We start from the raw sequence: 13,003 nt of genomic DNA, 5'->3' as shown, positions 1-13,003 counted from the left end.
GCTTTTCAATTGCTCCAGCAATGCCTTATTCTCACGAGCTTTTACATGCTCAGATTCTAATTTAAGTGCTTGTTCGTAGGCATCTATCGCTTCATCGTAACGTCCAAGCTTAGCTAACGCATTTCCTCGATTGTAATGCGCATTCGGAGTATTGAGGTGTTCTAAGACTGATACAGCCTCTCCATATTTCTCATCTCTATACAAAGAGGCTGCTTTCCACTCTGGATTATCAAATAAATTCGATGCATCTCCAAAAGCTTCGCGTTCAAAGGCGCGTTTACCCCTTTGATCTTGATTTTGCCATAAATTATCCCACCAATCGGCATGGGCCGGGGGGGTATATATAGGAACAAAAAGGATACCTGCAAGAACAAAAATGATCCCGCGTCTAAAAAAGTAGGCGACAAGAGGAATAACTACTAAAAGAAGGTAGGGACCGGTTTCCTCCCATTTGTCGCCTGATAGGGGGGCATCACTTTGCTCGAAATTCTCGCCTGCTCGTGATTCTTGCATAGCGCGGTTAGTAACCTGTCTCACATCTTCATTGTTAACTGTTAATTGGGTATGAACGCCTCTACCAATCTTGGCCAATTGTTGCATCGGATCAGTGTTAAGAGATGGGATAACAATACCGCCTTGTCTATTTTTCAACAGTTCTCCGCTTGCAAGGGTAATCGGTGCTCCGTCTTTCGTTCCGACACTCAACACAGACAATACAACGTTAGATGAGCGAATCAGTGGGACGATAGACGACATTTCCTTTTGTGAAACGCCGTCGGTTACAAGTAGTATATGTCCTTGTTTAAACCCCGAGTTTTGCAATAGCAATAGCGCCTTTTCAATTCCTGAAAAGGTGTGGCTACCTTTTATCGGCATAATTTCTGGTGACAAACTGGGGATCAGATTAACAAGGTTGCCTACATCCGTTGTTAATGGGCTTACAACAAACGCATCGCCAGCATAGGCAACTAATCCAATTTCTCCCTCATTTATTTCGTTTACGACGTCAATGGCTTTGTATTTTGCTCGAGTTAATCGGTCTGGTTTTAAGTCTGTGGCTCGCATAGACAGCGACATATCCATGACGATAACTGTTGCCGAATTTACATTGTAAACGGGTTGGGGAAGCTGTTTCCATGTCGGTCCTGCAAGCGCGAGTAATGTTAATGTACCTGCCACGGTAAATAGTATCCACGTAGGGTTTTGTGTATGCGAAGAGGTATTACTTATGACCAAATGTTGGTATAGATGAGGGGGAAGAATATTCATCCAGCCTTTACTTGATACTCTTTTGTGAAATAGCACATATGCGCCGATAGCCAGCGGAATAAATCCAATTAGCCACCCGGGTCTTAGAAAATGAAATGCATTGAAATCTATCATACTTCTTTCTCAATTAACCTAGTTCGCATGCCGTTGTATATATGTGGTAAGAATATGATCGTTACTAAAAACAAGGCCATAGACAACGGATAAAAATACAACGCTGAAAGCGGACGCATCTGTCGCGTATCTCGCTCTATGGGCTCTAGTTTATCAAGCGTTGCATAAATATTTTCTAGCTCTTGGGTGTCTCGCGCTCTAAAGTATCGTCCACCGGTTGCTTCTGCAATATTGGTTAATGTTTGCTCGTCTAAATCGGCTGACGGATTTATGCGACGGCTGAATAAAAATGAATTTTGCACCATGCTATCTGCCCCGACACCAATGGTGTATATCGTGACTTCTTCAGATTGAGCGATTTTCAATGCATCTTCAGGCGTGATATTACCGGCGGTGTTTTGTCCATCTGTAAGCAATATCAGAACTTTGTTTGTTTCTTCCTTAGATTGAAAACGCTTAACAGCAAGGCCAATGGCATCGCCAATAGCAGTACTGTCGCCGACGAGACCAATGACAGATTCATTGAGTAGCTTGCCTACTGTTTGTCTATCATAAGTCAGAGGCGCTTGTAGATACGCTGTATCAGCGAAAAGAATGAGGCCTAACCTATCACCAACCCGTCGTTCAATAAAATTCGCCAATACATGCTTGATCATTTGTAGGCGGTTGACTTGCCTACCATTTACGTTCATGTCTTCTGCTTGCATACTTCCTGATAAATCGACCGCGACCATTAGATCTCTGCCTTTGGTTGGAATGCTAATTGGCTCACCCAGCCATTGGGGTCGCATTGAAGCAAGAATTAGGCATATCCATGCTAAGCTCATTAGCAGTTTTTTGAACATTGATGAAGACATCTCAGGTTCTGAAGATGAGGGCAAATGTGGCATCATAGCGCCCACGTTAAGTGACGCACTTTGTTCAACTTTTTTGGTGGGTATTAACCTTACCAAGATAGGAAGGGGGAGGGCGAATACCATCCACCACCATTGAAATTCAATCATTCATGGCCTCCTCGTGTTGTTAGTTTTTTGGGAGGAAGTGCGGTATTTAGCCATATCTGTGCCGCTTTGATTACGTCTTGTTTAGGTATGGTGGTAGAACCGCCCTCTGAATAAAGGCATGTCTGTAATTCTAAAAGCGGCAGACGAATTTGGTCTTTTACTTTGCTTGACACCTGTGAACACAAAAAGCTCACCCATTTCTCGCCGTACAACGGTGCGATTTGGAGTGCTTCGCAATAATGTATTGCTGCGCGCTTTAGTACATCATTGACGAGCACCGGCCATTGGTCGTCGTCGGGATCTATCTGCGAGAGTATTCGTAGTGCTACTTTCTTTTCCACACGTTTTTGTCTTCTTTTCACAAAGGTGTAGGTTGTAGCTGTACCTATTACGACGCATAGTATCAAAAGAATCCACCAGCCTGTGGCAAGCGGCCAGATACTGACGTCGGTGGGAATGGTAATGTCGTGTAATTGGCTCAAAGGGTCCATATTGCTTATTAAGTTTTCAGTTGGTGTTCAAGTGGTAACGCAGCAGAGATGGGTAAATGAGAAATTTGATATTGATTAAATCGACTATACAAATTTGATAATTTCTGTTCTTGCTGGGCTTGATATTGAGCGGCAGTATTACGATCACCAAGCGTTAGAGACTTCGTTACATAGCCGTCAGTGATACTAACCGTTTGTTTAACATTACTTTCTGGGAGCTGATGTTCAAACGGGTCACTGATGGTACATGCGATGACTTCACAATGTTTACTGAGTTGAGTAATATGGCGGTGAGTGCGCTCAGAGTGAGTCGCGAAATCGCTGATTAAATAGACTAAACTTCCCGGGTGTGCCAAACGACGTAGCCTTGATAAGCCTTCTTCCAAAGCGATAGCATCATTTATCTGAGTATCATGCTTGTCATAAAATTCAGTGAGTCGATGAAGAAACCCTAACACCGCTTTTTGGCGAGACAATGGTTTGCATTCAACGTGGCCGCTGCTATTAAAGATTACACCCCCAATTCTGTCTCCACGCTTATTCGCTGACCAAGCAAAAAGTGCTGCAAGGTGACATGCTTGAACAGACTTCATAAGAAGTTGGGTGCCAAAGTACATAGACTGCGTTAAATCTACCAAAATAAAAACAGGCCTTTCTTTCTCTTCTCTGTATAACTTCGTGTGGGTTTTCCCGGTTCTTGCCGTAACTCGCCAATCGATCGCCCTAATGTCATCTCCAGGTTGGTAATGCCTTGCTTCGTCAAATTCCATGCCGCGCCCTTTCGTTTTGGCCATATAAGCACCCGCCAATCGAGCCTTAATCGGCTGCTTGGGACGAAGATCAACCAAGGATGTTTTATCTTTATACTTTATGAGTTCAGGCATCGACACTGAGATACCAGTAGCCTGATGCTCTGCAAGCCAACGTGGGATATCTATCATGATGTATCCTACGGAACGGGCACTAAAGACAAAATTCTATCAAGCGCATCATTGGTAGTCTTGCCTTCAGCTTCGGCTTCATAGCTTAACAGGATGCGGTGGCGTAAAACATTGTGGAATACGGCGTGTATGTTGTCTGGTGCTACAAAGTCCCGACCATGTAGCCACGCATGTGCGCGAGCGCATTTATCAAGAGCAATAGTGGCTCGAGGGCTGACACCAAATTCTATCCAGCGAGCGAGCTCATCATCATATTTTTGCGGTGTACGGGTGGCGATAATCAATTCCACCAAGTAGCGTTCTAAGCTCTCTGAAAGATGAATATTCAAGACCTCTTTGCGCGCTTGTAATATGCTTTCCTGACTAATTTGTTGGGGTGTTTTGACCTGCACACCTACAGCTTCACCGCGAGTAAGCCGCAGGATATTAAGCTCGGTTTCTGCGCCAGGGTAATCAATTTCTAGGTGCATTAGAAAGCGGTCGAGCTGTGCTTCTGGTAATGGGTACGTTCCTTCTTGCTCGATAGGATTCTGCGTTGCCATTACAAGAAACAGGTCTGGCAGAGGATAGGTCTGGCGGCCAACCGTAATTTGTCTTTCGGCCATTGCTTCAAGCAACGCCGATTGGACTTTGGCTGGCGCCCGGTTGATTTCATCTGCTAATACAAGGTTATGAAAAAGCGGACCTTGTTGGAAGACAAACTCTCCAGTTTCTGGGCGATATATATCTGTACCTGTTAAATCAGCAGGAAGTAGATCAGGCGTGAATTGAACACGATGGAAATCTCCCTCAATCCCATTAGATACTGCATTGACGGCTCGGGTTTTTGCCAATCCTGGTGGCCCTTCAACTAAAAGGTGTCCATCTGCTAGTAAGGCAATAAGAATATTCTCGGTTAGGAGAGACTGTCCCAATACTTGAGAATCTAAATAGGATTTGAGTGCTTTAAATGGTGTTGCTGACATAATGTTCCGAAAATTTTTATGCTTGTTATTGCGTACTTTTCACATACTAAAATCAGTTTGCGAAAAATATAAGGACACAACCTGAAATCTCAATACAAATCGTCGATGAATTTAGGAAAGTCATCGACGATTTTCACTTTAAAACATGGTTCTACCGCATGAACGTTATAAGGCTTGCATTTTTTCCTCGACGGCATCATGGGTACGGACAATGTCTTTTTTAGGTATTGGAGTTAGCTTTGAGACAACGAAAATGGTGCAAAGATTCATTATAAATCCAGGTACAATCTCATACATGTAACTACTGAGGCTTTTACCCGCTATTTCAAAGGGTGCATAAATCCAAACTAGTACCGTTAGCGCACCGATAATCATGCCTGATAGTGCGGCCGCCAACGTCATGTTACGCCAATATAAACTGACTAATATGATGGGACCAAAGGCGGCGCCGAATCCAGCCCAAGCATTGGATACAAGCGATAAAATGGTGCTTTCACGATCATGAGCCAAATAAACGGCAACAGCCGCAACAGCGACGACCGACAATCGACCAAAGAGTACTAATTGCTTTTGTGTGGCCTGCTTATTCAAAAAGGTCTGATAAATGTCTGCGGTGAGAGAACTCGATGTCACCAATAGTTGAGATGAAATCGTACTCATAATTGCAGCTAAAATCGCAGCGAGTAAAAATCCAGCAATAAAAGGGTGGAACAATATTTGAGACAGAAAAACAAAAATGGTTTCTGGATCGGCTAATTCGGCTTGCGTATTATTCACATACACCGCACCAAATAGCCCTGTTGCCATTGCGCCAATAAGTGAAATTATCATCCATGACATACCTATTCTTCGTGCGGTTTTCATTTCTGATACATTCCGAATAGCCATAAATCTGACGATAATGTGGGGTTGACCGAAATATCCCAAGCCCCATGCGAGTAACGATATGATACCTAAAGTTGAGAGTGGTATATTGTTACTGGCATCAATGAATAAATTAAACGTGTTTGGGTTGATGTTATTTGATAACTCAATTGCGCTCGTTAAACCGCCTAGCTCCATCATCACTACGATGGGGACGAGTATTAGAGCGGTAAACATAATGCAGCCTTGTACAAAATCCGTCAGGCTTACAGCCAGAAATCCGCCCACAAACGTATAGGCGACGACAACACCGATGGTAATATAAAGGCCCGTTTCATAGGGGAGTCCAAACGACGATTCGAATAATTTTCCGCCTGCCACGACACCAGATGATGTGTATAGCGTAAAAAATACAATAATGACCAAGGAAGCAACCATTCTGAGAGAGTGGGTATGATCATGAAATCGGTTTTCAAAATAATCTGGGATAGTAATCGCGTTGTTAGCTTGCTCGGTATACACACGTAAACGTGGGGCGACATATAAATAATTGCAAAAAGCACCAACAATGAGTCCAATCGCAATCCATGCACTTGATGCTCCAGAAACATACATGGCTCCTGGGACGCCCATTAACATCCATCCACTCATGTCTGACGCGCCAGCAGAAAGTGCAGTGACGCCGGGACTAAGCTTTCTGCCGCCCAGCATATATTCCCCTAAATCAGAGGTAGAGCGCTTAAATGCATAAAATCCGATTGCGAGCATGGCAATAAAGTAGATGCTCAACGAAATGAGGGTACCAGTTTCCATAGAGTTGATCTCTGTGTCCTTCTTATTTTAATCTGACATGCTAACAAAATGTAAACGGGAATAGCTAGTAATGAAGATTGAAGTGGTTGATTTTTCGGCGTTATCGCTGGATATGTTGTATGAAATACTCAGATTGAGAATGTCGGTCTTTATTGTTGAGCAGCAAAGCATTTATGAAGATATTGATGGTTTGGATAAAGACGCAAAGCATATATTGGTGACGGATGGCGGTGCGCTATTGGGTTATTGCAGACTGAGACGAGACCAAACCCAAAAAGTTGCAAAAATAGAGCGTGTTGTCATTGCTGAGAAAGGCAGAGGACGGGGGCTAGGTCAGCAAATCATGCACGATGCAATTCAGTTTTGTGAACAGAATTGGTCTGGAACTCCCATTAAGCTCTCGGCTCAGACATACTTGACCAAATTTTATCAATCTTTCGGCTTTATTATTGAAGGCGCGCCCTACGATGATGGCGGTATTTTACATATAGATATGCGCAAGCAGATTAATAAATGAGCGTCAAATATTTTAACACTAAGGCCATTTGTGAATAATAATATACATATAAAATCATGATTAATATAGCTAAATATGTATGGTATATATTTTGCTTTAAGCATTCGCGAGTTTTTTACTCCAAAACAAAATAATTATTAAGGTAGGAAATTATGAAGTACGTAAAATCTCTTTTCTCTGCGCTAGTCTTGGCGACAACAATGTCATTGTCTGCATTTTCCGCTAATGCGGTTGTGATTACTCAGGAGCTAATACAAGGCGATAATGTGTTGGGTTCTGTTGAATTTAGTGTATCAGATGAAGACTTGAACAGCGGTATGCCTTCTGTATTCGCTTTAGCAGACTCACTTTTAAACGTGTCGTTAGTGGGGTATACAGCGCCTATTTTCGTTAATAATTTTTTCGCTGAAGTAGATGGGGCAAATGTCTTTAATGGCTTGTTCGCTTTAGAGTTAGATGCTACGGACGCAAACCAAAACTTCTTTTCATTCAATTTCGACAGCACGTTTGGTTTTGGCCAATTGGTTGTAGGTAATGAAAATGATCCTCTTAATGCTCAATTTTTCGCAGATGTTGCATTTGGTAAGGCAACTTATGTATCAGAGCCTTCAGTTTTAGCTATGTTAGTGTTAGGCGCACTTGTACTTGTTCGTCGTCGCAACGCATAGCGATCTATAAATATACAATAATAACAATCATCTTTTCCCGTAGGGAATAAATCATCCGAGCAAGTTTGGAAGTTTTCCTCCGACTGACTATCACATAAAAATAACGTTCGGTCGGATTGCTCACTTTGTGTTGAACAGGAGAAATAAATGAAGTTCCAACGCACATTACTTAGCAGACTTTGTTCTGTTGCAATGATGGGGAGCGCGGCGATGTTTTCTGCATCTTCGGCTGCTTATCAGGTGGAAGGCGATATTAATTTATTTAAGGAAGCTGCTGGTAATGCACAAGTAGCATCAAAAGCCTCTACCTATATCATTCAAATGAAGGGCGCATCAGCGATTAGCCATGCTGCTGAGATTGGCGAATTGTTGCCGAGTAACCAGTTAGTGGCTAAAGCAGGTAATTTGTACAACGCGTCTACGCCTGCTATGCAATCTTATCAAGCGCAACTTAAACAGAATCAAGAAAAGCTGTTAAAAGACGTCACTGGTGGGACGTTAATTTATTCATACGTGCATACCTTCAATGGCTTTTCTGCAAAATTGACTGCTGGCGAAGCGGAAGCGTTAAAAGGGCACCCGGATGTATTAGCAGTATGGAAGGATGAACTACTTCAACCTGATACGGCAAACACGCCGGCTTTCCTAGGATTGAGTGGTCCACAAGGGCAGCACACGATTGGTGAACTTGGTGAAGATGTGATTATCGGTATTGTCGACACGGGGATAGCACCGGATCATCCTAGTTTTGCGGATGATGGCAGCTATTCTGATCCTGTTGAAGCGCTAGGCTGGAAGGGAACCTGTGATGTAAATACCGACGTCGAGTTTACCTGTTCGAATAAAATGATTGGGGCACGTTATTTTAAAGAGTCGTTTGAAAGTAATTATCAAATTCGTTATGAATTAGGTGAATTTGAATCTCCTCGCGATGCTGATGGCCATGGAAGCCACACTGCTGGAACCGCAGCCGGCAATGCAGGTGTGACGGCTAATTTGTTTGGTACCGATGTGGGCACCCTTTCTGGTGTTGCTCCCAGAGCGCGAATCGCCGCCTACAAGGCGTGTTGGAACAGTGACTACCCAGAAGAGAGAGGATGTTTTCCTAGTGATACTATGGCGGCTATCGATGCCGCGGTTGCCGACGGTGTAGATGTGATCAACTATTCTATTGGAGGGAGTCGCACCAGTTTGATGACGGCTGCGGCTATCGCTAAGTTGAACGCTCACGCTGCTGGTGTCTTTGTTTCTGTGTCTGCGGGCAATTCAGGCCCTGATGCAGTTACAGTTGGTACGCCTGCGCCTTGGGTAATGAGTGTTGGTAATTCTACCTATACAGGTGTTAAAGCGTCTCAAGCGATTGAAATTACCAGTCGCGAACCGCTTGAAATCGTTGCTGCTACAGAGGGTGCGGTGACGAAACCTTTGGTCGAACACGGTGATGTTAGTGGTGAACTAGTAATTGCACAGCCACTTCGAGCGTGTAAGGCGTCTGATGATGCTCCCGTAGAGCCTTTGGATAATGCAACAGAGCTCGCAGGCAAAATTGCCTTGATAGAACGTGGTGACTGTGCGTTTGTTCATAAACTTGAGCGCGCACTCGCCTCAGGTGCTGAAGCGGCCATTGTCTACAGCACCGTAGGACGCCCGGTGACGACTATGGGGGGTGATTATGATGTAGATATTCCAGGGATGATGTTGAGCGATGTCGACGGCAGTGCTATTTATAATGCCATTTTGGAAGGTGAGTCAATTTCTGTTAGATTGAGTGCGGGTATTTTCACTACAGAAGATGTGATTGGCAATCAGATGAACGAGGGGTCTTCTCGTGGGCCGAATGGAAATACGCTGGATATTATCAAACCTGATATCACTGCACCAGGTACTAATGTTTTAGCGGCAATAACGCCAACGTCGATGTTTGGTGTAGCGGGTGAAAACTTCGATTACCTAACAGGTACGTCTATGTCTGCACCGCATATTGCAGGTATTGCTGCATTGCTTAAGGGGCAATATTCAAATTGGACGCCATCGCGTATTAAGTCTGCAATGATGACGACTGCAAGGCAAGACATTACTAAGGAAGATGGATTAACGCCTGCTGACCCGTTTGATTTTGGTTCTGGCCATGTACAGCCTGTTGAATCAATGAATCCTGGCTTGGTATATGACTCTAACTATTTTGATCATCTTGCATTTTTATGCGCAACTGGCGAGCAAAGTTATGTAGATGGATTAAAAGAATCAAATTCAGAGTCATTAAGTTGTGATGAGCTTGCTGATGCAAACTTCGCCATGAGTGCAAATCAGCTAAACTATCCATCTATTGCCATTGATGGGTTAGGCTATTCGTATACGGTTACACGTACGCTCACAGATGTAAGTGGAAATGGTGGCACCTACACAGCTACGCTGGACGCGCCTGAAGGTATGGGTTTAGTGCTTAAAACATTTGATGGTGAAGGAAACGAAACGCCAGAATCTACGCTCGTGGTAGAGCCGAATGGTAAGGCGTCATTTTCTTTGACTGTGGTTAAAGGTCTTAACGCTGTCTCTGGTCAGTGGGCATTTGGTGCCGTTACATTTGAGGATGAAGCTGGGCACAAAGTTCGTAGTCCTATTGCTGTTTTCCCTATAGAGATTGATGCACCTGAGTCCGCAGAACTTACGATGAAACGTGGTCGTGGAGTATTCCCTGTCACTATGCTTTATTCTGGCACTACTTCTATTGATTACGACGGTCTGGTTGCACCAACGTACGACATTAAGTCAGTTGCAAAAGACGTTGACGGTGCGTTTACGTTCAACGAAGCAGGTTTAAGCACAAGCTTCTTTGATGTGCCAGAGGGGACGTCGGTAGTAAGATTTGGACTGGATCAAACACTCGTTGTAGATGAAACAGCTAATTTAGATTTGTATGTATACAGATGCACTGGATGGAGCTGTTCACAGGTTGGTTCTTCTCAATTAAGTGATTCAAACGACAGCGTGACGCTTGTTGATCCTGAGCCGCGCAGCAACATTGGTAGTGGCGATACTTACCTTGTTTGGGTACATGGCAAGAGTATGACCGAAGCTAGCACTAACTTTATGTTAAAAAGTTGGGTTGCGAATGGGGCTGGTAATACGCGTGTTGCTGCATCTACTCGTGCTCGATTGAATTTTGCTAACTATATTAATGTAATCGACACATCGCTAGAGCCGTCAGAGACTTATATCGGTGGTATTACATTCAATAATGCAGATGGTGTTCCTCAAGCCACCACTTTGATAGAAGTTAAGCCACAGAACTAAAGTTTAAAAATTTACGTTCTATATTTAAAAAGCCCTGCTATATATGCGGGGCTTTTTTATTTATTTGTCCCGTCCTGAAATATGTTGACATAAAGAGGACTTCTTTATGACAGTATCAAACAATCCAACTCGTAAGCGTACACTGCGTGATTACTCAATGGCTTTTAAACTAGGTGTAGTTGAGCGTGTAGAAAAGGGCGAGATGACGTACAAACAAGCCCAAAAACAATTTGGCATTCAAGGTCGTTCCACGGTACTGGTATGGTTAAGAAAGCATGGTAGACTGGATTGGTCGAAACCATTTCAGCACCTCCTTATGCTACGTTCAAAAGAAACTCCAGCCGAAAAGATCAAGCGTCTTGAGCGAGAGCTGGCCGAAGAGAAACTTCGTAACCAAATTCTTAATGGTATGGTCGATATTATGGATAAAGAGTACGGAACAGGCTAGAGTACGGAACAGGCTTAAGAAAAAAGTACTTATCCGGTACGTCTGGCAAGCCAAAGAAAGAAGAGAAATAAACCTGCCTGCTGCTTGTCGCGTGGCGGGTATTGCAAGGTAATCAATTTATCAGGCGGTTAGACGGATACAGAGTCGCAGAGCAGCACTATCAATCGTCAAAGATTGGGTTTTATATTGGCGCAAGTTTATGCCGCAATTAGGCACGCGTTAGCTTTATAAGTTTATTAAACCAAAGCTGATTGAGCATGATATCAAACTTGGACGGGACGGATTCTTTACCTACCTGAGAAATGAAGGATTACTCGTTAAGCCAAAGAAAAGCTATATAAAAACCACGTTTAGTAAACATTGGATGAAGAAGCATCCTAATCTGTTGAAAGAAAAAGGATGGCATGATGGATCACACATACTGGTCAGCGATATTACTTATCTTGAATCAGACCAAGGCGTGCATTATCTTTCGCTAGTTACTGATGCTGATTCACGAAAGATAGTCGGTTACCATCTAGGTTCTGACATGAAAGCCGAGAGCGTAGTGAAAGCACTGAAAATGGCGGTCAAAGGTAAACGCTATAATGCAAACGCAGTTCATCACTCCGACCGAGGCTTGCAGTACTGCTCTGCGATTTACTAGAAAGTACTTCAGGTAAACCGAATTTAGCCTTCAATGACGGATGGTTATGACTGTTAACAAAATGCTTTAGCGGAAAGAGTAAACGGAATATTGAAGCAGGAGTTCTTACTCTATCGGTGTAAAACGCTGGAGGAATTAAAGATACTCGTCAGACAATCTATCGCAATTTATAATAAAATGAGACCGTATCTAAGCTCAAATATGGAGACACCCAATCAGGTGCATAATAGAAAAGGCCAGCTAAAGTAACTGGCCTAAAAACTGTCAACCTATCTTAGGACGGAACAAATCCTCTTCTTCATAACGTTATTCTAATCTGAATAGATAACGTCAGGGTGCTTAGTCAATACGTATAGCCATAATGGATAATCAATTTTGTATTCTATTTAATCAATATAGCGCGTTTTGACTGTTATTTGAGCGTTTGATTCATTTATTTCAAAAAAGGTATTGACGAATTTTCTAAAGTCCCTAAAATGCGCGCCTCTTCTTACGGAGACGCCGACAAAGCGACGGTGTTTAAGATGTAAGCAAGATTGAGGCCAACACCGAAATTCATTGAAAAAAGTGTTGACATCAAAACAAAGCGCGGTAAAATGCGCAACCGCTTCGGGGGAGTCAAGCGACACTTTCGAATCACTCAGTAGAACGATGTTCTGGTGAGTGAGTCAGCAAGCTGAAAGCTAAGTCTGACGCACGATGCAACAAACTTTAATTTTGAAAATAAATTAAAAAAATAGTTGACATCGAAACCAAGCGCTGTAAAATGCGCGCCTCGCTTGAGAGAGTTAACAACGCCTCAAGCTGCTACGAAAGTAGCTGCTCTAAAGAGCAAGTTCTTTAACAATTTGATAACAAGACAATCTGTGTGGGCACTCGTTAAAAGAGTGTCAACAACAAAAATTCATATTTTCGATTTTAATTGAAGAGTTTGATCATGGCTCAGATTGAACGCTGGCGGCAGGCCTA

9 protein-coding genes and 1 pseudogene are annotated in these 13,003 nt (G+C 43.2%); 4 read left to right on the top strand and 6 right to left on the bottom strand.

Annotated features, from left to right (window positions below):
• The 6 genes from OE749_RS11925 to putP form a co-directional block, all read right to left on the bottom strand.
• Window positions 1-1,383: VWA domain-containing protein (locus OE749_RS11925; RefSeq protein ID WP_263712697.1), on the bottom strand; the 1,383-nt coding region annotated here is incomplete at its 3' end.
• The gene (locus tag OE749_RS11920; protein ID WP_263712696.1) at window positions 1,380-2,387 is read right to left on the bottom strand and encodes a vWA domain-containing protein; all 1,008 of its coding nucleotides are present in this window, start codon (window positions 2,385-2,387) and stop codon (window positions 1,380-1,382) included. The genes OE749_RS11920 and OE749_RS11925, both read right to left, overlap by 4 nt.
• Window positions 2,384-2,869, bottom strand: a complete 486-nt coding sequence (locus OE749_RS11915) for a DUF4381 domain-containing protein (protein ID WP_263712695.1) — start codon at window positions 2,867-2,869, stop codon at window positions 2,384-2,386. Before OE749_RS11915 ends, OE749_RS11920 begins: the two co-directional genes overlap by 4 nt.
• 17 nt (window positions 2,870-2,886) lie before the next feature.
• Complete coding sequence (locus tag OE749_RS11910) at window positions 2,887-3,819, bottom strand: DUF58 domain-containing protein (protein ID WP_263712694.1); 933 nt, start codon at window positions 3,817-3,819, stop codon at window positions 2,887-2,889.
• Between the two features lie 8 nt (window positions 3,820-3,827).
• Complete coding sequence (locus OE749_RS11905) at window positions 3,828-4,784, bottom strand: AAA family ATPase (protein WP_263712693.1); 957 nt, start codon at window positions 4,782-4,784, stop codon at window positions 3,828-3,830.
• 165 nt (window positions 4,785-4,949) lie between these two features.
• A complete protein-coding gene (gene putP, locus OE749_RS11900; RefSeq protein ID WP_263712692.1) occupies window positions 4,950-6,461 on the bottom strand; it encodes a sodium/proline symporter PutP in 1,512 nt (503 codons plus the stop codon).
• Between the two features lie 70 nt (window positions 6,462-6,531).
• Here putP and OE749_RS11895 point away from each other — a divergent pair, with 70 nt between their 5' ends.
• From OE749_RS11895 to OE749_RS11880, 4 genes and pseudogenes are all read left to right on the top strand, one after another.
• The gene (locus tag OE749_RS11895) at window positions 6,532-6,978 is read left to right on the top strand and encodes a GNAT family N-acetyltransferase (RefSeq protein ID WP_263712691.1); all 447 of its coding nucleotides are present in this window, start codon (window positions 6,532-6,534) and stop codon (window positions 6,976-6,978) included.
• A gap of 152 nt (window positions 6,979-7,130) precedes the next feature.
• Window positions 7,131-7,646, top strand: coding sequence for a PEP-CTERM sorting domain-containing protein (locus tag OE749_RS11890; protein ID WP_263712690.1), 516 nt, complete (start codon window positions 7,131-7,133; stop codon window positions 7,644-7,646).
• Between the two features lie 147 nt (window positions 7,647-7,793).
• Complete coding sequence (locus tag OE749_RS11885; protein WP_263712689.1) at window positions 7,794-10,940, top strand: S8 family serine peptidase; 3,147 nt, start codon at window positions 7,794-7,796, stop codon at window positions 10,938-10,940.
• Window positions 10,941-11,046: 106 nt separating this feature from the next.
• A pseudogene (locus tag OE749_RS11880) lies at window positions 11,047-12,283 on the top strand (IS3 family transposase).
• The last annotated feature ends 720 nt before the right edge of the window (window positions 12,284-13,003 follow it).

Origin of the sequence: Fluctibacter corallii (assembly GCF_025751585.1) — a bacterium.
Lineage (GTDB): Bacteria > Pseudomonadota > Gammaproteobacteria > Enterobacterales > Alteromonadaceae > Fluctibacter_A > Fluctibacter_A corallii.
The sequence above is the reverse complement of the archived record's forward strand: the minus strand, read 5'-3'. Positions and strand labels throughout refer to the sequence as shown.